Origin of the sequence: Mesorhizobium sp. M0136, from assembly GCF_040322515.1 — a bacterium.
Classification (GTDB): Bacteria; Pseudomonadota; Alphaproteobacteria; order Rhizobiales; family Rhizobiaceae; genus Mesorhizobium.
On record NZ_JAMYTP010000010.1, the window covers coordinates 189135 to 214585 of the forward strand.

Annotated in this window: 25 protein-coding genes and 2 pseudogenes; 18 read left to right on the plus strand and 9 right to left on the minus strand. The window is 62.5% G+C overall.

Annotated elements, in window-relative coordinates; all coding sequences use genetic code 11:
* The first annotated feature begins 140 nt into the window (after window positions 1-140).
* The 5 genes and pseudogenes from NKJ35_RS14870 to NKJ35_RS14890 all read left to right on the plus strand — a co-directional run bounded on the left by NKJ35_RS14870 (window position 141) and on the right by NKJ35_RS14890 (window position 4049).
* Complete coding sequence (locus tag NKJ35_RS14870; RefSeq protein WP_352647955.1) at window positions 141-443, plus strand: hypothetical protein; 303 nt, start codon at window positions 141-143, stop codon at window positions 441-443.
* Window positions 444-630: 187 nt separating this feature from the next.
* Window positions 631-1602, plus strand: coding sequence for an SDR family oxidoreductase (locus NKJ35_RS14875; protein ID WP_352647956.1), 972 nt, complete (start codon window positions 631-633; stop codon window positions 1600-1602).
* 4 nt (window positions 1603-1606) lie between these two features.
* Window positions 1607-3322, plus strand: a complete 1716-nt coding sequence (locus NKJ35_RS14880) for an HAD family hydrolase (protein ID WP_352647957.1) — start codon at window positions 1607-1609, stop codon at window positions 3320-3322.
* A 107-nt stretch (window positions 3323-3429) separates the two neighbouring features.
* Window positions 3430-3582 (plus strand): peptide ABC transporter permease, encoded by a 153-nt coding sequence (locus NKJ35_RS14885; protein WP_352647959.1) that lies wholly within the window; start codon window positions 3430-3432, stop codon window positions 3580-3582.
* A 24-nt stretch (window positions 3583-3606) separates the two neighbouring features.
* Window positions 3607-4049, plus strand: a pseudogene (locus NKJ35_RS14890) (PPC domain-containing DNA-binding protein).
* A 10-nt stretch (window positions 4050-4059) separates the two neighbouring features.
* Here the strand turns inward: NKJ35_RS14890 and NKJ35_RS14895 are convergent.
* Complete coding sequence (locus NKJ35_RS14895; protein WP_352647961.1) at window positions 4060-5322, minus strand: DUF763 domain-containing protein; 1263 nt, start codon at window positions 5320-5322, stop codon at window positions 4060-4062.
* A 103-nt stretch (window positions 5323-5425) separates the two neighbouring features.
* On the minus strand, window positions 5426-6130 hold the full coding sequence (locus tag NKJ35_RS14900) for an MgtC/SapB family protein (protein WP_352647963.1): 705 nt from the start codon (window positions 6128-6130) through the stop codon (window positions 5426-5428).
* A 226-nt stretch (window positions 6131-6356) separates the two neighbouring features.
* Here NKJ35_RS14900 and NKJ35_RS14905 point away from each other — a divergent pair, with 226 nt between their 5' ends.
* Window positions 6357-6524 (plus strand): hypothetical protein, encoded by a 168-nt coding sequence (locus tag NKJ35_RS14905; RefSeq protein WP_352647965.1) that lies wholly within the window; start codon window positions 6357-6359, stop codon window positions 6522-6524.
* A 27-nt stretch (window positions 6525-6551) separates the two neighbouring features.
* Window positions 6552-7550 (plus strand): ATP-dependent DNA ligase, encoded by a 999-nt coding sequence (locus NKJ35_RS14910; protein WP_352647967.1) that lies wholly within the window; start codon window positions 6552-6554, stop codon window positions 7548-7550.
* 145 nt (window positions 7551-7695) lie between these two features.
* On the opposite strand, the gene NKJ35_RS14915 is transcribed toward NKJ35_RS14910, so the two are convergent.
* Both NKJ35_RS14915 and NKJ35_RS14920 read right to left on the minus strand, forming a co-directional pair.
* The gene (locus NKJ35_RS14915) at window positions 7696-8223 is read right to left on the minus strand and encodes a YciE/YciF ferroxidase family protein (RefSeq protein WP_254815759.1); all 528 of its coding nucleotides are present in this window, start codon (window positions 8221-8223) and stop codon (window positions 7696-7698) included.
* Between the two features lie 167 nt (window positions 8224-8390).
* Entirely contained in the window at window positions 8391-9140 is a 750-nt protein-coding gene (locus tag NKJ35_RS14920) for a Crp/Fnr family transcriptional regulator (RefSeq protein ID WP_502904640.1), read from the minus strand.
* Window positions 9141-9638: 498 nt separating this feature from the next.
* Between NKJ35_RS14920 and NKJ35_RS14925 the strand changes: the two genes are divergently transcribed.
* Entirely contained in the window at window positions 9639-9836 is a 198-nt protein-coding gene (locus NKJ35_RS14925) for a hypothetical protein (RefSeq protein ID WP_254815757.1), read from the plus strand.
* A 291-nt stretch (window positions 9837-10127) separates the two neighbouring features.
* Here the strand turns inward: NKJ35_RS14925 and NKJ35_RS14930 are convergent, their stop codons facing one another.
* The gene (locus tag NKJ35_RS14930; RefSeq protein ID WP_023677107.1) at window positions 10128-10292 is read right to left on the minus strand and encodes a DUF3309 family protein; all 165 of its coding nucleotides are present in this window, start codon (window positions 10290-10292) and stop codon (window positions 10128-10130) included.
* Between the two features lie 308 nt (window positions 10293-10600).
* On the opposite strand from NKJ35_RS14930, the gene NKJ35_RS14935 reads away from it, so the two are divergent.
* Complete coding sequence (locus NKJ35_RS14935) at window positions 10601-10912, plus strand: hypothetical protein (protein WP_352647970.1); 312 nt, start codon at window positions 10601-10603, stop codon at window positions 10910-10912.
* A gap of 77 nt (window positions 10913-10989) precedes the next feature.
* Here the strand turns inward: NKJ35_RS14935 and NKJ35_RS14940 are convergent, their stop codons facing one another.
* Window positions 10990-11220 (minus strand): hypothetical protein, encoded by a 231-nt coding sequence (locus tag NKJ35_RS14940; RefSeq protein WP_352647972.1) that lies wholly within the window; start codon window positions 11218-11220, stop codon window positions 10990-10992.
* 276 nt (window positions 11221-11496) lie between these two features.
* Here NKJ35_RS14940 and NKJ35_RS14945 point away from each other — a divergent pair, with 276 nt between their 5' ends.
* The gene (locus NKJ35_RS14945; RefSeq protein WP_352647974.1) at window positions 11497-12018 is read left to right on the plus strand and encodes a DUF4142 domain-containing protein; all 522 of its coding nucleotides are present in this window, start codon (window positions 11497-11499) and stop codon (window positions 12016-12018) included.
* A 233-nt stretch (window positions 12019-12251) separates the two neighbouring features.
* A complete protein-coding gene (locus NKJ35_RS14950; RefSeq protein ID WP_352647976.1) occupies window positions 12252-12494 on the plus strand; it encodes a polymerase in 243 nt (80 codons plus the stop codon).
* A gap of 118 nt (window positions 12495-12612) precedes the next feature.
* Here the strand turns inward: NKJ35_RS14950 and NKJ35_RS14955 are convergent, their stop codons facing one another.
* The gene (locus NKJ35_RS14955; protein ID WP_352647978.1) at window positions 12613-13401 is read right to left on the minus strand and encodes a DUF1236 domain-containing protein; all 789 of its coding nucleotides are present in this window, start codon (window positions 13399-13401) and stop codon (window positions 12613-12615) included.
* 202 nt (window positions 13402-13603) lie between these two features.
* Here NKJ35_RS14955 and NKJ35_RS14960 point away from each other — a divergent pair, with 202 nt between their 5' ends.
* From NKJ35_RS14960 to NKJ35_RS14975, 4 genes and pseudogenes are all read left to right on the plus strand, one after another.
* On the plus strand, window positions 13604-13903 hold the full coding sequence (locus NKJ35_RS14960) for a DUF1236 domain-containing protein (protein ID WP_352647980.1): 300 nt from the start codon (window positions 13604-13606) through the stop codon (window positions 13901-13903).
* Between the two features lie 308 nt (window positions 13904-14211).
* Window positions 14212-15060 carry a MetQ/NlpA family lipoprotein gene (locus tag NKJ35_RS14965; protein ID WP_352647982.1) on the plus strand — a complete coding sequence of 283 codons (849 nt, stop codon included), beginning with the start codon at window positions 14212-14214 and terminating at the stop codon, window positions 15058-15060.
* Between the two features lie 100 nt (window positions 15061-15160).
* Window positions 15161-16257: pseudogene (locus tag NKJ35_RS14970) on the plus strand (methionine ABC transporter ATP-binding protein).
* Window positions 16238-16894 (plus strand): methionine ABC transporter permease, encoded by a 657-nt coding sequence (locus NKJ35_RS14975; RefSeq protein ID WP_352647983.1) that lies wholly within the window; start codon window positions 16238-16240, stop codon window positions 16892-16894. Before NKJ35_RS14970 ends, NKJ35_RS14975 begins: the two are co-directional and overlap by 20 nt.
* Window positions 16895-16932: 38 nt before the next feature.
* On the opposite strand, the gene NKJ35_RS14980 is transcribed toward NKJ35_RS14975, so the two are convergent.
* Window positions 16933-18675 carry a hydantoinase B/oxoprolinase family protein gene (locus NKJ35_RS14980; RefSeq protein WP_352647984.1) on the minus strand — a complete coding sequence of 581 codons (1743 nt, stop codon included), beginning with the start codon at window positions 18673-18675 and terminating at the stop codon, window positions 16933-16935.
* Between the two features lies 1 nt (window position 18676).
* Window positions 18677-20761: a hydantoinase/oxoprolinase family protein gene (locus tag NKJ35_RS14985; protein WP_352647985.1), complete on the minus strand. Its 2085-nt coding sequence runs from the start codon at window positions 20759-20761 to the stop codon at window positions 18677-18679.
* 218 nt (window positions 20762-20979) lie between these two features.
* Between NKJ35_RS14985 and NKJ35_RS14990 the strand changes: the two genes are divergently transcribed.
* From NKJ35_RS14990 to NKJ35_RS15000, 3 genes are all read left to right on the plus strand, one after another.
* Window positions 20980-21807 (plus strand): ferredoxin--NADP reductase, encoded by an 828-nt coding sequence (locus NKJ35_RS14990; RefSeq protein WP_352647986.1) that lies wholly within the window; start codon window positions 20980-20982, stop codon window positions 21805-21807.
* A gap of 163 nt (window positions 21808-21970) precedes the next feature.
* Entirely contained in the window at window positions 21971-23020 is a 1050-nt protein-coding gene (gene deoC / locus NKJ35_RS14995; RefSeq protein WP_352647987.1) for a deoxyribose-phosphate aldolase, read from the plus strand.
* A 13-nt stretch (window positions 23021-23033) separates the two neighbouring features.
* On the plus strand, window positions 23034-25406 hold the full coding sequence (locus NKJ35_RS15000; protein ID WP_352647989.1) for an aldehyde dehydrogenase family protein: 2373 nt from the start codon (window positions 23034-23036) through the stop codon (window positions 25404-25406).
* Window positions 25407-25451 lie beyond the last annotated feature (45 nt).

Here is a 25451-nt window from a genome sequence, read left to right on the forward strand (position 1 = left end):
TTTCCCTTTACTGCAAAGCTCTAGCTCTTTGGCGATCACGCTATCGTTAAGTATCGCTGTTTGAAATTCGGCGTTGCCAAGCATCCATTTTGCAGCACGTACGTTAATGACACTACAGTTTGCCGCTACAGGTGAGCACCATGAGTGCTAATGCGATAGAATTCTTGCAGGACTGGATTCACGAAAACGTTCATGTGCCGCCGCCTCCGATCAGGCTTGAAAAGGAGGCGGAAATCCTCGCCAGGGAATGCAAGCAAGAGGCGGCCAACGCCGGGGTACCCATCGAAGACATCGAGGAAGAGGTTGGCGACCTCAAGGATCTGCTCGTCGCCAAGCTCGAAGACGCAGCCGAGGACGAGGCCAGGCAACTCAATGGCAAGGGCAGCGACATGAATAGGACGGCTGGAGCCAGCGGTCGGGCGACACTGCAGAACAATCTGTGATTCAGGGCGGGCCGAACAAATGCGCCACTGAGGACGCCGCAATCTCCTGGGCATTTTCAGCGGGTTCGTACAGCGGGTTGCCGTGGCTCAGACTTCGCACGATCCGCTCCGGACTGAAGGAATGACGCCATGGCATAAACCTTTTCGCCGGACATGCGTTGTTGGGTTTCAAGCCAGGGAGATGACCATGCAGATGAAATCGGAAATCGCCGGCGAGGCCGCCAAGCAGCGGCATATCCAGCGCCGTATGGACGAGAAGGACAAGTCCAGGTCCAATGGCAAGCAAAAAGGCGCCATGCAGGCCGGCGCCCGCAAATATCCCGAACCGCCCTTCCCCGAGCAGCACCAGCCGAAGCCGGGGCATGAATGGGCGATCGAGCCGGCGCCGCTTTATGATGCGCCATTTTATATCGGATCGAAAAAGCTCGACGGCAAAGTGGCCGTCATTACCGGCGGCGATTCAGGCATCGGCCGTGCGGTGGCCGTGCTCTATGCGCGTGAAGGCGCCGATGTGGCGATCGTCTATCTCTCGGAGGACAAGGACGCCGAAGAGACCAAAAGGGCCGTCGAAGCCGAAGGCCGGCGCTGCATTCTGATCAAGGCCGATGTCAGCGAACGCGACCACTGCCACAACGCGGTGGCTGAGATCGTGCAGGAGTTTGGGCGCATCGACGTGCTGGTCAACAACGCCGCTTTCCAGATCCACTCCAGCGATTTCAGCGAGCTGACCGAGGAGCATTTCGACACGACGCTGAAGACCAACCTCTACGGCTATTTCCACATGGCGCAGGAGGCGGTACCGCACATGAAGCCCGGTTCGGCAATCATCAATACCGGTTCAGTGACCGGCATCGAGGGCTCGAAGCAACTGGTCGACTACTCCATGACCAAGGGCGGCATTCATGCCTTCACCCGCGCGCTCTCGGGCAACCTTGTCGACAAGGGCATAAGGGTCAACGCCGTGGCGCCGGGGCCGGTTTGGACGCCGCTCAACCCCTCGGACAAGGAAGCCGGCGATGTTTCGAAATTTGGCGCCGATACGCCGATGAAACGGCCCGCCCAGCCGGAGGAGATCGCGCCGGCCTACGTGTTCCTCGCCTCGCCACACTGCTCGAGCTATATCACCGGCGAGATATTGCCGATCGTGGGCGGCTACTGACGGCATGTATTTCATTGCCCTGGCCACTGACTATGACGGCACGCTGGCGCATGAAGGGATCGTTGCCGAGAAGACGCTTGCGGCGCTTGAACGCTTCAAGAAGAGCGGCCGCAAACTCATTCTCGTCACCGGGCGCGAGCTGCCCGACCTCAAACGCGTCTTTCCCGAAGTCGCGATCTTCGACAAGGTCGTCGCCGAAAACGGCGCGTTGATCTACACGCCGGCCAGCGAGGAGGAGCGGACGATATCTCCGCCGCCCGCCCCCGAGCTCATCGCCAAACTCAGGAAACGCGGTGTCAAACCGCTTTCGGTCGGACGCTCGATCGTCGCAACCTGGGAACCGCATCAGGCTACCGCGCTCGAGGTCATCAAGAAATTGGGGCTGGAGCTGGAAATCATCTTCAACAAGGGCGCGGTGATGATCCTGCCCAGCGGCATCAACAAGGCGACCGGCCTGACAGCCGCGCTTCAGGACCTCAGATTGTCGCCGCACAACGTCGTCGGTGTCGGCGATGCCGAAAACGACCACGCCTTCCTGCGCGCCTGCGGCTTCAGCGTCGCCGTCGACAACGCACTGCCGGCAGTCAAGGAAACGGCGGATCTCGTGACACGCGGCGCGCGCGGAAAAGGCGTCGAGGAACTGATCGCCAAGGTGGTCGAGCGCGATCGCGAGCTTGTGCCGAGCCGCGACGGCATTGTGCTTGGCTCGGAGGACGGCAAGGAGGTGTATCTGTCGCCAACCGATACGGTGCTGATCGCCGGGAGCTCCGGCATCGGCAAATCGACCCTGGCGACTGCACTGACGGAGCGCTTCGTCGAGAGAAAGTTCCAGTTCTGCATCTTCGATCCGGAAGGCGACTACGATGGCCTCGAAGGCGCGGTCCGGCTGGGCGACGGCTCGAACGCGCCGACGAAAACGCAATTGCTCGATCTCCTGGAGAAGCCCGACAACAATCTTGTCGTCAATGGCCTGGCGCTGCGCGTCAATGAGCGGCCAGACTTCTTTGCCGACCTGCTGCCGGGCCTTGGCAGTCTTCGTTTCCGTACGGCACGACCGCACTGGCTGATCATCGACGAGGCGCATCACCTCCTGCCGAAGCGGCGCGACGATACCCCAATGGTCCTGGCGATGGAATTGCCCGGCACGATCCTGATCACGGTTCATCCGGACGCGATCTCAACCGATGCATTGCGGCTGGTCACCGCCGTCATCGCACTCGGCCCCAAGGCAAAAAAGGTCATCAAGACGTTCTGCCGCGAGACCGGCACCGAACCGCCAAAGGACAAGGATCTGAGCTCTCCAAAAGACCAGCGCGTGCTGTTCTGGCGGCCGCAGGCGCACAAGAAACCCGCCATGGTCGAGCCAATCGAGCCGCGGCAGTCGCTCAAGCGCCACAGCCGCAAATATGCCGAGGGCCAGCTCGACGAGAAGGGCAGCTTCTATTTCCGCGGCCCCGACAATGCAATGAATCTCCGCGCCCATAATCTGATGATTTTCGCCCAGATCGCCGAGGGCATCGACGACAGGACCTGGGAACATCATCTGCGCGCCGGCGACTATTCCGAATGGTTTCGCCACCAGATCAGGGACAAGGAACTGGCGCGCGAGACCGCGGAGGCGGAGAAAGACGGCACACTTTCGGCGCAGGAGAGCCGCAACCACATCCTGGACGCAGTGCGCCGCCGCTATACCGCGCCCGCCACCGCGCCAGAGGAATAGATGCAAGCGGCGCCCAGCCGTGGAACCTCATCCGCCAAACGAAATTGTGTTCTATCGGGCGCCAGATCCAATCGACGCCGAATAATTGCCCCGGAAAGAGACGATGGATGAGCAGCGACCCGGACGAGAATGGTCCTGTCTTTTCGGCGGAGCAGGCGCGGCAGGGCGAGATCATCCTGCGGACGCGGGCGCGCCGGATCATTTTCATCGCCGGCCTGGTGGGTCTCGTCTTTCTGGCATTGCTGGTGTGGTGGGTTTGAATTCCTGACGGCTGGAGCGAAATCATGAAATCACAACTTGTTGCCGAGAGCGCCGGGCAGAGAACGTTTGTGGTTGTGCTTGATCCCGGCGAAGAGGCGTTTGCGCAGCTGACGTCGTTTGCGGTCGAGCGTGGCGTCGGCGGCGCGTCGCTGACTGCGCTCGGCGCTTTCGAAGGGCAACCGTCGGCTGGTTCGACCCTGGAGAAAGGACCTACCGGAAAATCCCCATCCAGGAACAGTGCGAAGTGCTGAGCGCGATCGGCGATGTTGCCATCGGCGACGACGGCAGGCCCAGCCTGCACGTCCACGCAGTCCTTGGATTGAGTGACGGCACCACGAGGGGCGGTCATCTGCTGGACGGAATCGTGCGGCCGACGCTCGAGGTCACATTGGTGGAGACGCCTGGCCATCTGCGCCGCAGGCGTCGTCCCGAACTCGGCGTCGCCCTGATCGACCTGGAGCCTTGATCCGAGCCGATCACTTCGTTGATTTGACTGCGGCCGTTTCGGGTACACCCTCCCAACCGAAGACGCTGCGGCCGCCGAGCAGATGCGATTGCTCGAACTCCCCGGCGACGATTTCCTTCAGGCTTGGGCCGGTGACATAGCGCTCGACCTGCCGCGACTGGTCGTCCAGCCGCCGCAAGGCGCCGATCTCTTCGTCACGGCCGAGCCTGGCCTTCTGGACAGCCGACTTCAGCACGCCGATCGTCTCGTCATAGACCTTCAGCGGCACAGGGAACGGGTGCCTGTCCTTGCCGCCATGCGCCAGCGAGAAGCGTCCTGGATCGGAAAAACGGCACGGCGCGCCATGCACGACTTCGGCGACCAACGCCAGCGCCCGCACCGTGCGCGCGCCGACATTGGGAACCAGGAGAAGCTCGGCGAAATCCGTCGGACCGCGCTCGGCCGCCGCGGCGATGTTGCCGTGCAGGCGGCGCATGACGACATCGCTTTCGCGTACATCGTGGTGCGCCGGCATCACCAGATGCGGCAGCAGCTTTTGTGCCGGCTCCGGCGCTGGCGCCGAACCCCGCTCCAAAGCGGCAAGTTCCCTTACGATGCGATCCGGTCCAAGGCCGTGCAGAAGGTCCAGTTGTCCCTGGCGCGACGCTTCGGCGCGGCGGTCAGTCAGGTTGACGATCTCGCCCTGATTGGCGCCCTCGATGGCAGCATGCGGCTGGTCGACAAAGCTCTTCAGGCCCTCGGACAGCCAGTGATAGCGGCGCGCCACCTTGCTGTCGCCGTTCATGCCTTGCTGCACCACCACCCACTTGCCATCGTCGGTGACGATAAAGCCGTGCAGATAGAGATCGAAACCGTCCTGGACCGCGGCGCTGTCCACCTTGGCGACAAGCCGGCTGGCAGTCGCGAGGCCTTGCCCGTCGAGGCCGATACGCTCGCCGATCAGGGCGAGCTCATGCGGGGTCTTGCGCGAATGCGCGCCGCGGCCGCCGCAAACGTGGATGCCGAGTTCGCCGGAAAGCGGCGACAGACCGCGCTTCAACGCTCCGACGACGCTGGTGGTGATGCCGGAGGAATGCCAGTCCATCCCCATCACGGCGCCAAAAGACTGGAACCAGAACGGATGTGCCAGCCGGCGCAGCAATTCATCGCGGCCGTAATGGTGGATGATCGCCTCGCACATGACCGCGCCAAGCCGCGTCATGCGGTCGCCGAGCCATTTCGGTACGCGCCCGCCGTGAAGTGGGAGATCAGCACTTCCCGATCGCTGTGCCACGGTCTTTTGCTTGCTCCTTGAGTCCTGCCTCGACAGATAGGTATCGAAAGGGGTGTGGAGAAGCTATGGCCTGATTCAGGCCGCGATCGTTGCAAGCCGCCAGCTACCGGGCAGGTTCGCTGAGGAGATCAAACTTCTGGATCTCGCAATGCTCGCCCACCGATTCCAGCAGATCTATTGGCGGTGCGCCAGTGTCCGGCCGCCTCCAACTGATCTCGAACGAGAAAACAGGGTCTTTGATATCCGGGCGCCTCTCTATCGCGACGAGGCGTGCCCGGTAACCAAGCGGCCCAACCATCGTATCGAGTTCCTGTCGGGCTGCGGCCTTCCAGGTCACTGCCAACTGGGCGTGGTGTTCGCGCGAAATTCGAAGATCCACCCATTTCAGGACGAGCAAGGTGGCCAGCGTCAGTGCCGTGCCGGCCGCGCCCAAGCCGTATTGGCCACCACCGAAAGCCAATCCGATCGCCGTCATCACCCACAATGTGGCCGCCGTGGTGACGCCGCTGACAAGACTGCCACGGCGAAGAATGGCGCCACCACCGATAAAGCCGACCCCGGTCAGCACACCCAGCGGAAAGCGCAAGACGTCCATCGATGCAAACGAATCCGGGTGCTTGCCAACGGTTCCCAGCAGAATGCTGGCCTGGACCATTGCGATGGCGGCCGCCAACCCGACCAGCACGGTGGTGCGTAGCCCCGCCGCGTGCCCGCGCGCCTCCCGGTTGAGGCCTATCAACAGGCCGGCGAGCGCGGTCAGAAGTAGTCGTGCCGCGATGTCCTGCCAAACCGGAACAACGAGGAGCATCGCGGTCACCCGTCGGGCCAGCCGCCACTGGCCAGGAATAGCGCCATGGTCAAAGCGAATAAGGGCAAGAGCGTCTTCATCGCAAATTCTTTTCGTCGATAAGCAACAAACGATGCGCCTGGATTTTGGTTGCGCCGCCGACGATTCACCCCGGCGATGGGCAGCGGCGGAACAAAACCTTTGGCCTGCGGGTTGGTGGGTTCACGCCAACGAAGGATTCGCAGTCATGGTCCGCTTGCTGCTTGCTGGAGCCGTCGCTTATCTGGCCTATCGCATCACCAAGGAGATCGGTGGGTCTGGCGAGGTCGATCCGCTGTCGCCTTCAGCCGACCAAGCCGTCCGCAAGGCGCCGAGGCGGCAAAGCGGGGCACAGAGGAATGGCCGACGGCGGTAGCGAATGCCGTAGCGGCGCGGGCCAGCCATGACCGCATTTCCGTTGCCGCTCGACCTTCGTCCGATGGAAGCCAAAGCCGCCGATGCAATTCCTGGCGACGACGGGCTTTGGCAATACGAGCCGAAATGGGACGGGTTTCGCTGCCTCGCGTTCAAGGGCGACGATGCCGTCGACCTGCGGGCAAAATCCGGCAAGCCGCTTGGCCGCTATTTTCCCGAATTGGTCGCGGTGCTGCGCGATGTGAGCTCGCGACGGTTTGTTGCCGACGGCGAGATCGTCATCGAGGTCGACGGATCGTCCTCGTTCGAGGCCCTGCAAATGCGCCTTCATCCCGCCGAAAGCAGGATCCGCAAGTTGAGCCTCGAGACGCCTGCCATGCTGGTCCTGTTCGATATGCTGGCCGAACCCGGCGGCAGGATCATCATCGAAGAACCTCTCACCACCAGGCGGCAGGCGATTGAGGCCTTTGTCGCGTCGGCGGCACGGCCCGAACTGCACCTGTCCAAATATACGCACGACGCCGCCACCGCCGAGCGCTGGCTGCAGGGCGCCGGCCACGGCTCCACCGACGGTGTTGTTGCAAAACTGATCGCCGGGCCATACCGGCCCGGCGAGCGCGCCATGGTCAAGGTCAAGCGACTGCGCACTGCGGATTGCGTGGTCGGCGGCTTTCGCTATCTCGCCGGCAGCAACGAAGTCGGATCCCTGCTGCTTGGCCTCTACAATAACGAAGGCAGGCTGGACCATGTCGGGTTCACCTCGACCATCGGCAAGGACGACAGGGCAGCATTGACCAGACGGCTGGAAAAACTGCGGGCCAAACCGGGTTTCACCGGCAAGGCGCCGGGCGGACCAAGCCGCTGGAGCACGGAGCGGAGCGGACAATGGGAACCGATAAAGCCTGAACTGGTGGTCGAGGTTCGGTTCGACCATGTGACAGGCGACCGATTCCGGCACGGAACCAAGCTGTTGCGCTGGCGGCCGGACAAGGAGCCCCGGCAATGCACGTTCGAGCAGATCGAGTAAGTCCGCTCCGAGGCACCGCTTCAAGACTCCAGCTGCCCGCTCTACCGTTCATGACCGTTCATGACGGACCAATGCAGAATTCACCGGTTCGCCGCGGCCAACCGAGCCTTGGCAACATTTCCGAGGCTCGGTTGCGGTTTTGAAATCAAGCGGCTTCTTGCATTGCGCGTTCGTTGACACCGCTTTCGCCGAGCTTGGAAAGCGCTTCGTCGGTCGCGACCTCTTCCTTGAGAGTTGCCCTGAGCAGCTCGACAACGTCGCTCTTGCCAAGTTCTTCCGCCCACGCGATCAAAGTGCCGTAGCGAGCGATCTCGTAATGTTCGACAGCTTGCGCCGCACCGACAAGCCCGGCGTCGAGCGCGGGAGCACCATTATACTCCTCGAGCATTTCCGAGCCCTCTTCGATGATGCCGTCAATCGCCGGACAGGTTTTGCCGCGGGCCGGCTTGCCGAATTTCTCGAACACCTCCTCGAGGCGGTCGACATGTCCTTCGGTTTCCATGCGGTGTTTCTCGAAAGCGGCGGTCACTTCTTCCGACTCCGCGCCCTTGGCCATTTTGGGCAGCGCTTTCAGTATCTTCTTCTCGGCGTAGTAGAGGTCTTTAAGCCCGTCGAGGAACAGATCCTCAAGGCCCTTGCTTGCCGCCTTCGCGGCCTTTTTCGTGGTCGCCATGATCCTCTCCCGAATGGTTGGTGCCGCCTCGCAAAGTGGAGGCGTCCGATAACCCTCCGACGGGAAACAAGTTCCCTGACGCGACGGGAGCTTTGAAAATTTTTCCGACCCGCGTGTGGTGTCGCAAGGGCCTCGACCTGCGGCAGCAATCGGCGAGGAAAGCGCCGTCAGCGCTCGCCGATATGCTCGAACAGGCGGGTGTATTCGGCCTCGGCCAAGCCGTAGCCGCCATCTGCCAGTGCGACGAGACCATCGCGGTCGCGGATGATAATTTCGCCGCGGCGGGACCGGATGAGCCCTCGCCCCTCAAGCAGCTGCAGCGCGACCGTGACACCCGGGCGCCTTACGCCAAGCATGATCGACAGGAATTCGTGAGTGATCGTCAGCCGGCCGCCGTCCACCCGATCGTCACACATGAGCAGCCAGCGCGCCAGCCGGTCTTCAAGTTTCGATCGCGCGTTGACCAGCGCGGTAAAGCCAGTCTGTACATGCAGATATTGCACGTAGCGCAGCAAGAACAGCCGCAGCGTCGGGCTTTGTGTCAGCGCCGCTTTGAACGGCTCGGCGTCGATCTTGGCGGCTTCTCCCGCCAGCTGCACATAGCAATCATGGACCGTACGGTCGTCGCCCATTATCAGGGCCGAGCCGGTCATACCTTCCAAGCCGACAAGGCCAACTTCCGCATCGCTGCCGTTCGGCATTTTCGCAACCACGGAACCGATACCCTCCTCGAGGAAATAGATGGCCTCGATCGGCGATCCGGACACTTCGAGCGATTGCCGTAACTCCAGCGAACAGCGCTCGATGTGCGGCTCGAGAGATGCGAAATCGCCGGCGCTCATTCGGCGCAACAGCTTGTTTTTGTATGGATTTTTATTGGAATATGGATTCTTATTGGAAGTTGCTGGATCAGACATAGCTGGGCCCAAAACAGGGCAAGAGCTTTTTTATCTCCCAGCCGTCCGCGCCCGGTATAACCTGCGAACGATCGCGCTTATATAAGCACTGAAAGGTATGGAGCCTACTAAATAAAAAAATGAATCGATGCACGGCAGTTCTCCTGCCGCTTGCCTACGAAAACATCCGACTGAAAGTTAGTGTTGGAAACGTACCAAAGACGGCTTGGTACGAAAACGACAATTGAGATCGCCGAACTCGAAAGAGCCCGTCGCGAGGGATGCAACGGGCTCCATTCGGGCGTCGTGGGCTACGCCCAGTGATCCAAATGAGGGTGGGTTGGATCGCAGCAACAATGCAGGTGCGAGACAGTCGTTCCCAAACTGTCTGCTTGGTAATTTCTGTACATTGAGTTTGGACGAGAGCGGCGCTAATTGAATTGGAGTCGTCCACACAGGCATGGCGAGTGGACGCTTGAAAGACGCTTCGCGCTTTCGCCCTTTTCAAGGGAGGATGGCATGTCGATGCAAGGTGCAGCAACTCCAGCCGAACTGAGCGTGCTGAGAAAAGCGCTCGACGACTGCTGCCGCGAGTTGGGTGTTGCGGACGACAGTCCTGTCCGCGAGCGGTTGGCAGCCCGTATCATGTCGCTGTTCAACGAGGGTGTGCTCAGCGCCGATCTGAAAGAAGCGCTGGCCGCCGATCGCCAACACTAAGCTGCTGCTATGGTGGCGTCCTCGGCGCCGAAAGATTCGGCACCGAGTCGCCGTTCCTGGCCAGGGTCCCGGTTTGCCAAGGATACTTGGAATCTTGTCTTTTCACGACAAAACGCCCGGCGCTTATTACCAAGCGGCAGGCGTTTTTGTCGCGAGCGTGACACTAACGCGTGTCGCGCTTGACCGGCCTCATGCGATGCACTTTAGGTTCCTGTTTTATGCATGTCGTTATCACAAAACCGCTGCACACCCTCGGGTCAAGCCCGAGGGCATGCTTTTGCGCGACATGCCTCAAATGCGCCCAAGCAGGACCAGGATAATGACGATAAGCAGCACCAGGCCGAGGCCGCCACCACCGTAATAGCCGGTGCCATAGAACGGTCCGCCGCCCAAGCCGCTGAAGCCGCCAAGCAAGGCAAGGACCAAGATGATGATGAGAATGGTTCCAAGGCCCATGATGTCTGCTCTCCTTGTTTGCGCTGCCGCCATTCGCATCAGCGCGTCGCATTGTACAAAGGTATGAACTCGCAAGGAGCATTCCTGTTCCGGCGGGACGGTAAGGCGTACACTCATGCGGCAAGCAAAATGCCGGGCCGTGCCGTCAGAAAAGTCCACAGATGCATGCCTGCAGAGAATGGCATGGCGGCCGCCTTGAACACCTGAGAACATGCTGAAATTCATGGGGAATTTGTCGGAACCTTCGCCCGCCCGAACGGTTGTTTTCGTAGTCGCAACGCGACGACCCTCGTAAAAGGAGAAGCATCATGCTCACGAAAATTCTCGCAGCTTCCGCGCTTACGATCGGTCTGGCCACGTCAGCGATGGCCCAGAACGTCGGCGATCCCTCCGGAGACGCTACCGACGGCAGCGGGCGGACGATCGTAGTCCCGAATAATGGCGGCCCGGACACCGGCACGGATTCGACCATCACCAACAGCATTCGCGATTTCTCAACGACGAATTCGAATGCCGACCGGAATTGCCCGCCAGGCCCGCAGGGGGCTCTGCCCGATGCGACCGGCAAGGCTCCTGGCACGATGGCTCCGACAGTGAACGACAACCACTGCGGCAAGTAAGCGCCCGGTGATCACAGCCTGACCAGGCCGCGGAGCATAGGCTCCGCGGCCTGTTGGTTTTTGCCGCAAATTAGCGCCTATCGGCCGCGGTGGTCGAAGCTGACGGCGATCTCCCGACCGTCCAGCGCGCGAACGATAAAGCCAACCAGCTCCTCGTCGGTTTGCCGGAACCAGGGAAAGCGTCTGCGCAAATCGGCTATGACGACGGTGGTCGAGAGAATGTCGCCGGAATGGTAGTCGGCCATGACGGTATGAACGGCAGCGTCGGTATCAATACCGATTCCTAGCGGCGACTTGATCTGCCCCACGGAAGCCTCCACCCATCTCTCCCGACCGACGATAGCAAGACTGCGGCAAAGCGAAAGAGCTTGTACGATTCCGTACGATCTCGCCGCGTGCGTTGCGATTTGCGGGACGCAGCCGGCGTTCTTTGTTTTGCGTTTCCAAACCATTGTCTGGCGTCGCGGCGGCTCTGGCGCCACGACCAGGCAACCTCGCCGCAGCTTCCGCGTTGAGCCATCGAGGGATGACATCAGCCTCGGAGAGCTCCCATGAAAACACTTCTATCCATCACTGCGGCAGCGATGATGGCCGGCGCGCCTTTGGTTGCTTTTGCCCAATCGGCGACGCTGACGCCTCTAACGACCGACACCATGAGCAAGGTTGACACTGCGACGTTCGTCAAGACGGTGCCCATCGCCAATACATTCGAAATCGAATCGAGCCGACTTGCGCAGACGCAGGCGAAGGCCGACGACGTAAAAGCCTTCGCGGCGCAAATGGTCACGGACCACACCAAGGCCGACGAGGAGTTCAAGGCGGCGCTCAGCAAGGGTCAGACGACTTCGGCCACCGCGCCGGCCGGCCCGCCGCTGGACACCAAGCACCAGGCGCTGCTCGACCAACTCAAGGAGGCCAGCGGGGACAGCTTCCAATCGAAATACATCGACATGCAGACCCAGGCGCATAAGGAAGCGGTGGCGCTGTTTTCCGCTTACGCAAATTCCGGCGACGATCCGGCGATGAAGGAATTTGCCAAAAAGACGCTGCCAGTGCTGCAAATGCACGAACGTCACGTGAAGGATCTTGCTGCCGCGCATCAATGAGGGCGACGACCGCCAGCGGTTTCGCCAACGGAAACACCCCGGCATGAAGGAAGCGGCTGTCGTCGGGCCGGGAACAAAGTACCGAGAGTGCCGTTATTCACTTGGCCTGTTCCCGGGAGGATCCAATGGGAGGCGGCATTCGCGAGGCGCCGAGGGCAGTAGAGCTGGGTTTCGGCACCGTTCCGATTGCCGCTGTCACAGGCTGAATCGACTTCCGGCCGGGACAGGTTACCATGCGCTACGGCGAGATATTTGCAAACGCAACGGCGCTCTTGTTGCTGGCGCTGATGGTTGGCGGCATCTTCATCTGGTTTGGAGAACCGCTGTGGCCGCGGCACTACGCGAGAATGGTGCTGGTCCCGAATATTGATGCCATGGCCACCGCGTCATTCCGAACAAGGTGCGCTCCAAGTCCATGCTTGCCCGACACCATCGATCAGACCATGCTGGCTCCTCGCCCCGAGGACGGACCTTGATTGGCGATTTGCAGACGCTGCAACGCTGTGGAGCGGGATGCGGTAAGGCCCGCCGCGCAAGTCGCGCCGCGGGCTTACCGGTGCAAATCAAACGGTCTTGCAAACCGTCCGGCTACAACTAGGTCAGGATAAGCACGATCTTGTAGGTATTCGGATCGACGATGACGATTCGGCCATCGGCCAGCACGAAATATTCATAGGATTCGTAAGCCGGAACAATCTTGACGATGCGCGCCGGCAGACGATGCAGCCGGACCTTCTTTCGCGGAACCTCGACGCCGACAGAGATGTCGAAATCGACATTGGAAACCGGTTGGACATTCGTTTCCTTGATGACCTGGGTAATCTCTGTCTTCTGTTCAACGGTCACATTGCTGATGGAAGCGGTCGAACTCTGGTCCTGCGTCTGCGTAGAGGCGTTGCCCTGAGTCTGCTCGCTGGTCGTGGTCCCAGTCTTGCCCTGAGCCTGCTCCTCGGTCTTCATTTTCGTGTTGCCTTGGGCCTGCTCGGTAGTGGTGGTTCCGGTTTTGCCCTGGGCCTGCTCGTCGGTTTTCATTTTGGTGTTGCCCGTGGCCTGCTGGTCAGTCGTGGCGCCAGCCTTGCCCTGAGCTTGCTCGTCGGTCTTCATCTTCGGCTTGCCCTGAGCCTGCTGGTCAGTCGTAGCGCCAGCCTTGCCCTGGGCTTGCTCGTCGGTCTTCAGCTTTTTGTTGCCCTGCGCCTGTTGTTCAGTCGTAGCGCCGGCCTTGCCCTGAGCCTGCTCGCCCATCTTGGCGCCATTTGGACAGTTGGCAGTGCCGGCTGCGCAATTGGCGCCGGACTGGTCGTCGGTCGACTGCTGCGTCTGGGCAAGTGCCGCTCCGCAGCTGACGCTGATTGCTAGCATGCTGGTAATCAGAACGCCTTTCATGAGAAATCTCCTTGGAAAATGCGTCCCTTCACCGCGTAAAACTGCGGCTAAAAAACTTTGTTCCAAATTAACCGAGCGAAACGGCAAGCGATCCGAGCGGCGGAACAAGCTTTACCCGGTGACGTTACCGACCTAGCGACCCCGCTGCGAACGGCATGACGCGGCGCAGCGCAGAGGTGGCTCACGACGAAAGGAGACGATCATGAGAATGCATCTTTCCGCGGCCGCGGCTGGGTTCTTGCTGTTTGCGGGTGTTGGCGCCGCTGCGGCCCAGGACGTGGTCATCGAACCGCAGCAGGAGACGATCGTACGCGAGTATGTGAAAAAGCAGCCTCTGGCGTCCGTCCAGCTTCCTGGCGTGGAGCTCAATGTCGGCTCGACACTGCCCGATACCGTCGAGCTTCATGAAGTTCCCAGCGTCAAATACCGCTACGTCGTCGTCGACAATCGGACCGTCCTGGTCGATCCTGGCACGCGCAGGATCGTGAAGGTCATCGAGTGAACAAGCGCGTCGCTTTGAAGGGACATGCGGCGCGTCCAGCATTGTCGACATCCCAAACGCTGCCCTTGTTGGGCATTCCGACGCAGAAAGGCCCGCCGTTCCGACGCACGGCGGGCCACATAGCCGAGTCAGCACGCCAGGCGGCAGGGTCCTGTGCTCGCCAGGCCAGAAACTTTGAGAGAATATTCCCGGCTCCTCATCTGGCGTGAAATACTGTTCTTTGATCTGGAGATCAGCATTTCCGATGATGCCCGCAAGGCTTCGCATTCCGCCTAGCCGCAACGATTGCAAAACCGATGAGATTGACCATGCCTGGGAACACCAACACTTTGCTTCCATTCTTCTCGGCAACTATAAGCCGGCGCGCCGGCCTCGCTGTACTTCTTGCATCAGCGGTTGCGATTGTCAGCCTTGCTGCGCCGTCGTTCGCCGAGGACAAGACGGCGGTCAAGGTCGGCATCATGAGCGGCGAGGACGAGGACGTCTGGCGCGTCGTCACCGCCCAGGCGGCGGAGAGGGGCCTGACGATCGAGACCGTGGTGTTCAACGACTATACCCAGCCGAATGAAGCGCTCGAGCGTGGCGAAATCGACGCCAATGCCTTCCAGCACAAGCCCTATCTCGACAACCAGATCAAGACGCAGGGCTATCACATCGTCCCGGTCGGCTATACCGGGGTCTGGCCGATCGGCCTTTATTCCAAGAAGTACGCGAATATTGCCGACCTGCCCAAAGGCGCGGTCATTGGCGTGCCGAACGACCCGTCCAATGAGGGCCGCGCACTGCGCGTCCTGCAGAGCGAACATCTGATCAAGCTCAGGGAAGGCACCGGCATTCTGGCGACGACCACCGACATCGCCGAAAACCCGAAGCACTTGGTCATCAAGGAGCTGGACGCAGGCATCGTCGGGCGCTCGGTGGAAGACCTCGACGGGGCCGTAGTCAACACGGATTGGGCGCTTAAAAGCGGCCTCACACCGGAGAACCGCATCGCCCAGGAGGCGGTGGCCGACAATCCCTATCGCAATTTCATCGCGGTCAAGGCCGGCAATGAAAACCAGCCCTGGGTAAGGACATTGGTCGCCTCCTATCAGAACGAAAAGGTGAAGGCCGAATTCGACCGGGTCTACAAGGGAACCGGCATCAGCGCCTATTGATGCGGAGCTCGACTGGGCGCTGAAGGCCGGCATGATAAAGCGGTCCGCGCTTCAACGCGGACCGCGATCGCGTTTGCGGGACACCAATACAGGAACTTTTATGAACCAGCATTTCGCCTCGGTCACCGAAGTCACGCATCCCGTCGGCGGCCGCTCCGCGGGACCGAACGATGTCGTGCGCCTCATCGAGCTGAAGCGCCGCTTCGGCGCGACAGCGGCGCTGGACGGCGTGTCGCTCAGCGTGCGCCAGGGCGAGATCCTCGGCATCATCGGCCGCAGCGGCGCCGGTAAGTCGACGCTGATACGCTGCCTGAACGGCCTGGAGCGGCCGGATTCAGGACAGGTCTTCATCGAAGGCCGCGACATCAGCCGGCTCGGCGAGCGCGAATTGCAGCCGCTGCGCCGGCGCATCGGCATGATCTTCCAGCATTTCAACCTGCTGTCCGCCAAGACGGTCGAAGACAATGTAGCGCTGCCGCTCAAGATCGAAGGCCGGCCCAGGGCCGAGCGCCTGGCGCGCGCCGCCGAGCTGCTCGAGCTTGTCGGCCTGTCGGAGAAGGCGAAAGCCTATCCTGCGTCGCTGTCGGGCGGGCAGAAGCAGCGCGTCGGCATTGCCCGGGCGCTTGCGGGGCGCCCGGCGCTGCTGCTGTCGGATGAAGCGACCTCGGCGTTGGACCCGGAGACGACGCGCTCCATCCTTGCCTTGCTCAGAGACATCAACCGGCAGCTCGGCCTGACCATCCTGCTCATCACGCACGAGATGGAGGTGATCCGTTCGATCGCCGATCGTGTCGCGGTGATCGACGCTGGGCGGATCGTCGAGCAAGGCCCGGTCTGGTCGGTTTTTGCGGACCCCAAGTCGGCGATCACGCAGAGCCTGCTCGGCGGCATCCGGCCGCAATTGCCGGCGGAGATCGCAAGCCGGCTAACGCAGAACGCCGGCGTGGAGGCGATCCTCAGGCTCGACGTGGCCGGTGAGGCCGCGCGAAGCCCGCTTTTGTCCGATCTTGCCTGGCAGTTCCCGGCTCGTTCCGCCTCGTGCATGGCGGCATCGATCACGTCCAGCAGCAGCCTGTCGGGACACTGTTCGTGGCGGTCGCCGGCAGCAATGAAGCTCACCTGGCAGAGGTGATCGCGTTCTTGAAAGCCCGCCAAGCGCGGGTGGAGGTGCTTGGCCATGTCGCCGGTTCTGTTTGAGCTTCTCGTCCGTTCGATCTGGGAAACGATCCTGATGACGGCCGCCTCCGGCCTCGTCTCGCTGGTTTTCGGGCTGCCGCTCGGCCTGGCGCTGGTCGCCACCGACCGCGGCGGCATCGCCGAAAACCTGTGGGTGAACCGCGCGCTTGGCGCTGTCATCAACGGCTTCCGCTCTGTGCCTTTCATCATCCTGCTGGTTGCGCTGATCCCGGTGACGCGGCTGATCGTCGGCACCTCGATCGGCACCTGGGCAGCGATCGTTCCGCTGTCGATCGCGGCGACGCCCTACTATGCCCGGATCGCCGAAGTGTCGCTGCGTGAGGTCGACCACGGGCTGATCGAAGCGGCGCGCGCCATGGGCGGCAACCGCTGGACGATCATTCGCGGGGTGCTGGTGCCCGAAGCGCTGCCCGGCATCGTCGCCGGCTTCACGGTGACGCTGGTGACGCTGATCGGCGCCTCGGCGATGGCCGGCGCCATCGGCGCCGGCGGGCTCGGCGACCTCGCCATCCGCTACGGTTACCAGCGCTTCGAAACGTCAGTCATGATCGCCGTGGTCATCGTCCTGATCGTCCTGGTCAGCGGCATCCAGTGGGCCGGCGACCGGCTGGTCGCGAGGCTGGATCACCGCACCTGATCGTTGGCCGCAAATGAGGGAAATCCGGGGTCGCGCCATCAGCCGGCGCGCCTCTTTTCCGTGGCTGCCCGGTCGATCCCCAATCCATCCGCCGAGAGAGCGACCCCGAACCTTTCGGCGGCTTCTGCGGGCGTGTAATAGCCCAGCGCGACATCCCTCGCCACAAGATCGGCGTCCCGCTGCAACGGATCGCCATAGCCGCCGCCGCCCGGCGTGCCGACGCGCACGCGGTCGCCGGCTTTCAACGCGATGTCCTGCTCCTTGGACAGGTGCGGCGGCACATGTTCCTTGCCGTCGCGGAACACGGTCACCGTGTTGACCGCGCCATCCTTGCCGCCGAGCGCGCCTTGCGGGCCGAACCGGCCATGGTCCATGACGAAGGAGGCGCGGGCCTCGCCGCGCAGGATTTCGACCTCATAGGCGAGCCCGAAACCGCCGCGATGCTTGCCGGCGCCACCGGAGCCTTCGTGCAGCGCATAGTGGCGGTAGAGCACCGGGAAGGCCTGCTCCATGATTTCGACCGGCGGCGACTTGGAGATGCCTATGGTCGAGCAGCCATTGGTCAGGCCGTCGTGACCGGCATTGCCGCCATAGCCGCCGCCCGAGATCTGGTACATGACATAGTCGCGGCCACGGACCGGATCGTTGCCGCCGAGCGCGAAATTGCCGCTGGAGCCGGCCGGAGCCGCCGTCACCCTGTCCGGCACAGCCTGCACCATCGCCGCGAACACCGCCTCGGCGATGCGCTGCGAAACCTCGGCGGCGCAGCCCGACACAGGGCGCGGATATTTGGCGTCGAGGAAGGTGCCTTCCGGCCGCTTGACAATCAGCGGTTCGAAGGCGCCGGCGCTGATCGGCACATCCGGGAAAATATGGCGCATGGCGAGATAGACCGAGGACAAGGTCGTCGCCAGAACGCTGTTCATCGGCCCGGCGCAGGGTTTTGATGAGCCCGAGAAGTCGAAGCTGAGCGTGTCGCCTTTTTTCTCGATTGCCAGCGCGATGATCAGCGGCTCGTTTACCACGCCGTCTGAATCGACGAAGGCCTGCGAGCGATAGATCCCGTCGGGAATGGCCGATATGTTGACGCGCATCTGTTCAGCGGCGCGGCGCCGCAATTCGGCGATCGCTTCGACAACTGTTTCGTCACCGTAACGATCCAAGATTCCGTTGAGCCTGTCCTGGCCGATCAGCAGTGCCGCCGCCTGCGCGCGGATATCGCCGATGCGCTGGTCGGCGACACGGATGTTGGAGCAGATGATGGCGTAGATCTCCGGGTCGAGCACGCCCTTCTTGAACAGTTTCACCGGCGGCAACCGCAAGCCTTCCTGCTCGACCGCCGTTGCCGAGGCGGAGAAGCCGCCCGGCACCGAACCGCCAATGTCGGGCCAATGGCCGGTGTTCGACAGCCAGCAGAAGATCTTCCCGTCCCGGTAGACCGGCATGGCGAAGCGCACATCCATCAGATGGGTGCCGCCGAGATAGGGATCGTTGACGATGTAGATATCGCCCGGCTCGGGTGGCAGGCAGCGTCCGTCGGCGATCATCTCGATCACCGTTTTGGTCGAATACTGCATGACGCCGACGAACACCGGCAGGCCCTGGCTGCCTTGCGCGATCAGCGAACCATCGAGCGCCGAATAGATGCCATCCGAACGGTCATTGGCCTCGGCGATAACAGGCGAGAACGCGGCGCGCGAAAACGTCAGGTCCATTTCGTCGCAGACCTGCTGCAGGGCCGCCTGGAGGACCGAAAGCGTAATAGTGTCAAGCTGCGCCATCTCAGGCCTCGCCGATATCGATGATGATGTTGCCGTCGGCATCCGACCGCGCCCGGTCGCCGGGCTCTAGCACGGTAGTGGCGTCCATCTGTTCGAGGATCGCCGGCCCCATGATGACTGCGTCGAGCGGCAGCTTTTCCCTGCTGTAGACCGGCGTATCGTACCAGCGCCCGCCGTACCAGACCGGCCGGATCTCGCGCCGCGCCCCTTCGAGCGTTTTGGCGCGCCCAGCCGGGTCGATCAGCCGGGACAGATCGATCGTCGGCCGCACCCCGGTGACCGACGTGTTGAGGTTGACCAGATTGGCGCGGATTTCCGGTAGCTCGACCTTGAAGCGGGCGAAATAGGCACTCTCGAACAGTTGCTGCAGTACCTGGCGTGTCACCGCAGACGACGGCAGCGGCACGTTGATGATATGCGTCTGGCCGACGAACTGCATGTCGGCGGAATGCGTGACACGGATTGCTTCCGGCTTCACCGCTTCCTTGCCGATCAGCTCCTCGCCTTCGTTTCGGTGCCGTTCCAATGTCTCGTGGAGTTGGGTTTCATCGAGACTGGCCACCGGCTGGTTGACCGTGTTGACGAAATCATGGCGCAGATCGGCGACGACGCAGCCGAGCGCATTGGTGATGCCTGGCCGCGCCGGCACCAGCACTTTCGGCAGGCCTAGTTCGCGCGCCAATGCCGTCGCATGCAGCGGACCGGCGCCGCCGAAGGCGAACAGCGCGAAATCGCGCGGGTCGTGGCCGCGCGACACCGAGACCATGCGGATGGCGCCGGCCATCTTCACGTTGCCGAGCCGCAGCACCGCACCCGCCGCCTCGACGCCGGACAGGCCTGTGGCGCGGCCGATCCTGTCCTCGAATATGCCGGTGACCTGCTCGACGGTGACCGGGTTTTCCACCGCGAGCAGCTTCTTCGGCGCCAGCCTGCCGAGCACCAGATTGGCGTCGGTGATGGTCGGCTCCGAGCCGCCGCGTCCGTAGCAGATTGGCCCGGGATTGGCGCCGGCGCTTTCCGGGCCGATCTGGATCAGGCCGGCCGCATCGACGCGGGCGATCGAGCCGCCGCCGGCGCCGACCGTATGGACCGCCACCATCGGCACGTGGATCGGCATCGCATATTCGATCTCGATCTCGTTCGACACTGCCGGCTCGGCGTTGCGAATCAGCGCCACGTCGGTCGAGGTGCCGCCCATGTCGTAGGTGACCAGGTTTTCGAAGCCGGCGCGTTTGCCGGTATAGGCGGCAGCAATGACGCCGGAAGCGGGGCCGGACATGACGGTCTTGGCCGACTCACGTGTGACAAAGCGGGCCGAGATCATGCCGCCATTGCCGTTCATGATCAGGAAGTCGCGGGCGTAGCCTTTTGACGCCAGCTCCTTGCGCAGCCGCTCGACATAGCGTTCGAGGATCGGTTGCACCGAAGCGTTGACCGAAGCGGTCACGCCGCGTTCGAATTCGCGCGCTTCCGAAAGCAGGGCGTGGCCTGTCGTGATGTAGCCGTTCGGCCAAAGCTCGGCCGCTATCTCGGCGGCGCGCCGCTCATGCGCCGGGTTGGCATAGGAATGCAGGAAATGGATGACCAGGGATTCGCAGCCGGCTGCGATCAGTTGTGAAACCGCTGTCCGCATTTCGGCCTCGTCGAGCGGGATGCGCACCGCGCCCGAGGCCTCGACCCGCTCCGACACTTCGAGCCGCAGATTGCGCGGAATGATCGGGACGAAGGTGCCCGTCATGCCATAGGCCTGCGGCCGTGTCCGCCGGCCAAGCTCGATGACGTCGCGAAAGCCGCGCGTGGTGATCATGCCGGTCTTGGCCAGCCGGCGCTCCAGGACCGCGTTGGTGGTCGTCGTCGTGCCGTGCACGATGAGGTCGATGCCGTCGACCGGAAATCCGGTGGCGCCAAGTGCCGAAACGACGCCGAACGCCTGGTTGTCGACTGTCGTCGGGGTCTTGGCGATGTGCACCCGGCCACCGTCACGGCCATCGATCAGAAGGAGGTCGGTAAAAGTTCCGCCGACATCGATGCCGGCGACGACGCTGCCAGTCGAATCCAGCGCTTGCGTCGAAAAATTCTGTTCCATTGTCGAAACCCGAAATGCCCGAACTGCTTACATGCCTCAGTTTGGAAAGCTGTTTTACGGCGGCGTCTTGACGCAAATATCGTTTGTATACTAATAAATTCCGGACACAAGAGCTTACCGCTTAGGAGTGTGCAAACGGCACGCTGGAACCTGACAGGTTCGGGCGCGCAGGTGAAGATTTGGCGCGGGCGCTGAGCTGGCCCAGAAGGTTAGGTTTGATGAACACCACATCCGCGTTCAACACCGCCGGCGCGCGGCCGCTGCAGTTTCCGATACCGGCCAATGTCTATGCCGAAACCGTGGTCTCGGTGAAGCACTATACCGACCGGCTGTTTTCGTTCCGCATCACCCGGCCGCAGTCGCTGCGCTTCCGCTCCGGCGAGTTCGTCATGATCGGCCTGCCCAATGCCGAGAAGCCAGTGTTCCGCGCCTATTCGATCGCCAGCCCGTCCTGGGACGACGAGCTGGAATTCTTCTCGATCAAGGTGCCGGACGGGCCGCTTACCTCGGAGCTGCAGAAGATCCAGATCGGCGATACCGTCATCATGCGGCAGAAGTCGACGGGTACGCTGGTGGTCGACGCGCTGACCCCGGCCAAGCGCCTGTTCATGATCTCGACCGGCACCGGCATTGCTCCCTTCGCCAGCCTGCTGCGCGATCCCGATACCTATGAGAAGTTCGAGCAGGTTATCCTGACCCATACCTGCCGCGACAATGCCGAGCTGACCTACGGCCAGGAACTGGTGGCCGCACTGGAGAACGATCCGCTGATCGGCGAGCTGACCGGCGGCCGCGTCACGCTGTATAATTCGACGACGCGCGAGACCTCCGAGCGCATGGGCCGTATCACCGCGCTGATCGGCTCGGGCAAATTCTACACCGATCTCGGCATCGACAGGCTCAATCCCGAGACCGACCGCATCATGATCTGCGGCTCGATGCATATGCTCAAGGACGTCAAGGAGCTGGCTGAAAGCCACGGCTTCCAGGAAGGCTCGCTGCATCATCCGGCAAGCTTCGTCGTCGAGCGCGCCTTCGTCGGCTGAGACGCGGCAGTTCAGAGTTTACTGGTTTGCGACCCTGATTTTGACCATACGGTCAAAAGTCGGCTGCCTCGACCGTCTTTTTCCGCTATGACCGCTTGAAGGACTCGTGAAGCGCTGCTTCACGGTCTATCTTCGGCATAACTCGCTGAACAAGGGGCAGGAGATGAGCAGCACAATCCGCGAAACCGATCTCGGCACGTCCAAGATCACGCCGCTGCCGGCGCGCGCCGCCGCCAATGCGCCGATGCCGCAAGCCCATGGCATTGCCCGCAATCCCGGCATGAGGCTCGATCTCGGCTTCATGGAATCGATGCGCAGCGTCAACCGCTCGGCGCTGGAACGCCGCGTCGCCAGCCTGACCAAAAGACGCTCGATCAAGGCCGATAACCAGGCGGCCTGGCTGCTGCGCGCCGTCGCCTGCATGGACCTGACGACGCTGAACTCGAATGACACGGAAGAGCGCGTGCGCCGGCTCTGTGCCAAGGCGGTCAACCCGTTCCGTCGCGACATCGTCGAAGGGCTCGGCATTACTGGTGAAAAGATCCGCCCGGCGGCGGTCTGCGTCTATCAACCCTTCGTCGCCACCGCCGTCGAAGCGCTGCGCGGCAGCGGCGTCCATGTCGCCGCCGTTTCGACCGCCTTCCCGCATGGACTTGCACCGCTTTCGACGCGCCTGCAAGAGATCGAAGCATCGGTCCGCGACGGCGCCGACGAGATCGACGTCGTCATCCCGCGCGGTTTGGTATTCGGGGCGAAATGGCAGGAGCTCTATAACGAGATCGTCTCGATGCGCGCCGCTTGCGGCGAGGCGCATCTGAAGGTGATCCTCGGTACCGGCGACCTCGCCACGCTGCGCAACGTCATGCTCGCCTCGATGGTGGCGATGATGGCGGGTGCAGATTTCATCAAAACCTCGACCGGCAAGGAAAGTGTCAACGCGACGCTGCCGGTCGGCCTTGCCATGGTGCGCGCGATCCGCGCCTATTTCGAGGAAACCGGCTATCTCATCGGCTTCAAGCCGGCCGGTGGCATTTCCACGGCAAAAGCCTCGCTCGATTGGCTGGTGCTGATGAAGGAAGAACTGGGCCGGCCGTGGCTGGAGCCGGAGCTGTTCCGCTTCGGTGCATCGAGCCTTTTGACCGATATCGAGCGCCAGCTCGAGCATCATCTGACCGGCCACTACTCGGCCAATCATCGCCACGCGATGGCGTGATTCGGAGCGCTTCATGAATATTCTCGAACGCTATCACGCCATGGATTACGGGCTGGCGCCGGAAGCCCGCAACGAGGCCGATGCCTGGCTGGCCGCGCGGGATTTCGGCAAGGCGCTGTTCATCGGCGGCGACTGGAAGGGAGCCAGCGGAGGCAAAACCTTCGACACCAGCGATCCGTCCTCGGGAAAGCTGCTGGCCAAGGTGTCGAACGCTGGTGCCGCCGATATCGACGCGGCGGTGTCGGCCGCCACAAAAGCGCTCCCGAAATGGAGCGCCAGCACCGGCTACAGCCGAGCCAAAGTGCTCTATGCCATCGGCCGCGCCATGCAGCGCCACCAACGGCTGTTCGCGGTGCTGGAATCGATCGACAATGGCAAGCCGATCCGCGAAAGCCGCGACATCGACGTGCCGCTGGCGATCCGCCATTTTATCCATCATGCCGGCTGGGCGCAGGCGCTGGACCGGGATTTTCCCGGCCACAAGGGCGTCGGCGTCGTCGGCCAGATCATCCCGTGGAACTTCCCGCTCTTGATGCTCGCCTGGAAGATCGCGCCGGCGCTCGCCGCGGGCTGCACCGTGGTGCTCAAACCCGCGGAATTCACGCCGCTCACCGCGATCCTCTTTGCCGAGATCTGCGCACGCGCCGGCGTGCCGAAGGGCGTCGTCAACATCGTCCAGGGCGGCCCGGAGGCGGGCGCGGCCATCGTCAACCATCCCGGCGTCCAGAAAATTGCCTTCACCGGTTCGTCCGAGGTCGGCAAGATCATCCGCAAGGCCACTGCCGGCTCGGGCAAGAAACTTTCGCTGGAGCTTGGCGGCAAGTCGGCATTCGTCGTTTTCGAGGATGCCGACCTCGACAGCGCCGTCGAGGGTCTGGTCGACGGTATCTGGTTCAACCAGGGCCAGGTGTGCTGTGCCGGCTCGCGTCTTCTGGTGCAGGAAGGCATCGCCGACGCCTTCATCGCCAAGGTCAAGACGCGGATGAGCCGGCTGCGCGTCGGCAGTCCGCTCGACAAGAACACCGATATCGGCCCGCTGGTCGATTTGACTCAGCTCGATCGCGTCAAGGGCCTGATCACCGAGGGCGCCAAGCAGGGTGCGATCTGCTGGCAGCCGGACTCGGCACTGCCCGCCGCGGGCTATTATCATCTGCCAACTCTGGCGACCGGTGTTTCGCCGGCTAACATTCTGGCCCAGGAAGAGGTGTTCGGGCCGGTGCTCGCCACTATGACCTTCCGCAACACCGAGGAAGCGATCGAGCTCGCCAACAACACACGCTATGGCCTGGCCGCTTCGGTGTGGAGCGAGAACATCAATCTTGCCCTGCACGTCGCGCCGCAATTGAAGGCCGGCGTCGTCTGGGTCAACGGCACCAATATGTTCGACGCCTCCTGCGGTTTCGGCGGCTATCGCGAGAGCGGCTTTGGCCGCGAAGGCGGGCGCGAGGGCATGTTCGAATATCTCTCGGCAAAACTGCCGCTTGGCCCGATCATCAAACCGGCAACGTCTTCTGCCCAACCTGTCGAGCAGGCGGAAGGTGGCGCCATCGACCGCACGGCAAAGCTGTTCATCGGCGGCAAGCAGGTCCGGCCGGACGGCAATTATTCCTTGGCCATCGCCAGCGCCAAGGGCAAGCTTGCCGGCGAGGTCGGTCTCGGCAACCGCAAGGATATCCGCGACGCCGTCGCGGCCGCGCGCGCCTGCAAGGCCTGGCCGGAGGCGACCGCCTACAACCGCAGCCAGGTACTCTACTACGTGGCCGAAAATCTTTCCGGCCGCGCCGACGAGTTTGCCGCCCGTTTGACCCAGCTCACCGGCGCGACCGCCAAGGCGGCGCGCGAAGAGGTCGAGCTGTCGATCGAGCGCCTGTTCCTCTACGCCGGCCTGGCCGACAAATTCGAGGCCCGCGTCCACCAGCCGCCGGCCCGCGCCGTCACGCTGGCGCTGCACGAGCCAGTCGGCGTCGTCGGCATCATCGCACCGGACAATGCGCCTCTGCTTGGCCTGATCTCGCTGATGGCACCGGCGCTCGCCATGGGAAACACCGTGGTCGCCGTGCCGTCCGAAAAATACCCGCTGCTTGCCACCGACCTCTACCAGGTCATCGGATATTCCGACGTTCCGGCGGGCGCCATCAACATCGTCACCGGCCGTAGCGCCGAGCTGGCCGGCGTGCTGGCCAAGCACGACGATGTCGACGGGCTCTGGATGTTCGCCGATGCCGAGACCTGTGCCAAGGCGGAGGCCGAGTCCATCGGCAATCTCAAGCGTGTCTGGACCGGCAACGGCCACAGCCTCGACTGGGCATCGAGCGAAGCAGCCGGCGATGCCTTGCTGCGCCGTGCGATCGAGGTCAAGAACGTCTGGGTGCCCTACGGCGACTGAGTGTCCCGGAGGGGACGTCCGGGCTTGACGGGCCAACAGATGTTC

Bases quoted from the DNA above. Each gene is read 5' to 3' on its own strand.
- NKJ35_RS14870 (WP_352647955.1), top strand. From the start codon at position 141: ATGAGTGCTAATGCGATAGAATTCTTGCAGGACTGGATTCACGAAAAC.
- NKJ35_RS14875 (WP_352647956.1), top strand. From the start codon at position 631: ATGCAGATGAAATCGGAAATCGCCGGCGAGGCCGCCAAGCAGCGGCAT.
- NKJ35_RS14880 (WP_352647957.1), top strand. From the start codon at position 1,607: ATGTATTTCATTGCCCTGGCCACTGACTATGACGGCACGCTGGCGCAT.
- NKJ35_RS14885 (WP_352647959.1), top strand. From the start codon at position 3,430: ATGAGCAGCGACCCGGACGAGAATGGTCCTGTCTTTTCGGCGGAGCAG.
- NKJ35_RS14900 (WP_352647963.1), bottom strand. From the start codon at position 6,130: ATGCTCCTCGTTGTTCCGGTTTGGCAGGACATCGCGGCACGACTACTT.
- NKJ35_RS14905 (WP_352647965.1), top strand. From the start codon at position 6,357: ATGGTCCGCTTGCTGCTTGCTGGAGCCGTCGCTTATCTGGCCTATCGC.
- NKJ35_RS14910 (WP_352647967.1), top strand. From the start codon at position 6,552: ATGACCGCATTTCCGTTGCCGCTCGACCTTCGTCCGATGGAAGCCAAA.
- NKJ35_RS14915 (WP_254815759.1), bottom strand. From the start codon at position 8,223: ATGGCGACCACGAAAAAGGCCGCGAAGGCGGCAAGCAAGGGCCTTGAG.
- NKJ35_RS14920 (WP_502904640.1), bottom strand. From the start codon at position 9,140: ATGTCTGATCCAGCAACTTCCAATAAGAATCCATATTCCAATAAAAAT.
- NKJ35_RS14925 (WP_254815757.1), top strand. From the start codon at position 9,639: ATGTCGATGCAAGGTGCAGCAACTCCAGCCGAACTGAGCGTGCTGAGA.
- NKJ35_RS14930 (WP_023677107.1), bottom strand. From the start codon at position 10,292: ATGGGCCTTGGAACCATTCTCATCATCATCTTGGTCCTTGCCTTGCTT.
- NKJ35_RS14935 (WP_352647970.1), top strand. From the start codon at position 10,601: ATGCTCACGAAAATTCTCGCAGCTTCCGCGCTTACGATCGGTCTGGCC.
- NKJ35_RS14945 (WP_352647974.1), top strand. From the start codon at position 11,497: ATGATGGCCGGCGCGCCTTTGGTTGCTTTTGCCCAATCGGCGACGCTG.
- NKJ35_RS14950 (WP_352647976.1), top strand. From the start codon at position 12,252: ATGCGCTACGGCGAGATATTTGCAAACGCAACGGCGCTCTTGTTGCTG.
- NKJ35_RS14955 (WP_352647978.1), bottom strand. From the start codon at position 13,401: ATGAAAGGCGTTCTGATTACCAGCATGCTAGCAATCAGCGTCAGCTGC.
- NKJ35_RS14960 (WP_352647980.1), top strand. From the start codon at position 13,604: ATGAGAATGCATCTTTCCGCGGCCGCGGCTGGGTTCTTGCTGTTTGCG.
- NKJ35_RS14965 (WP_352647982.1), top strand. From the start codon at position 14,212: ATGCCTGGGAACACCAACACTTTGCTTCCATTCTTCTCGGCAACTATA.
- NKJ35_RS14975 (WP_352647983.1), top strand. From the start codon at position 16,238: ATGTCGCCGGTTCTGTTTGAGCTTCTCGTCCGTTCGATCTGGGAAACG.
- NKJ35_RS14980 (WP_352647984.1), bottom strand. From the start codon at position 18,675: ATGGCGCAGCTTGACACTATTACGCTTTCGGTCCTCCAGGCGGCCCTG.
- NKJ35_RS14985 (WP_352647985.1), bottom strand. From the start codon at position 20,761: ATGGAACAGAATTTTTCGACGCAAGCGCTGGATTCGACTGGCAGCGTC.
- NKJ35_RS14990 (WP_352647986.1), top strand. From the start codon at position 20,980: ATGAACACCACATCCGCGTTCAACACCGCCGGCGCGCGGCCGCTGCAG.
- deoC (WP_352647987.1), top strand. From the start codon at position 21,971: ATGAGCAGCACAATCCGCGAAACCGATCTCGGCACGTCCAAGATCACG.
- NKJ35_RS15000 (WP_352647989.1), top strand. From the start codon at position 23,034: ATGAATATTCTCGAACGCTATCACGCCATGGATTACGGGCTGGCGCCG.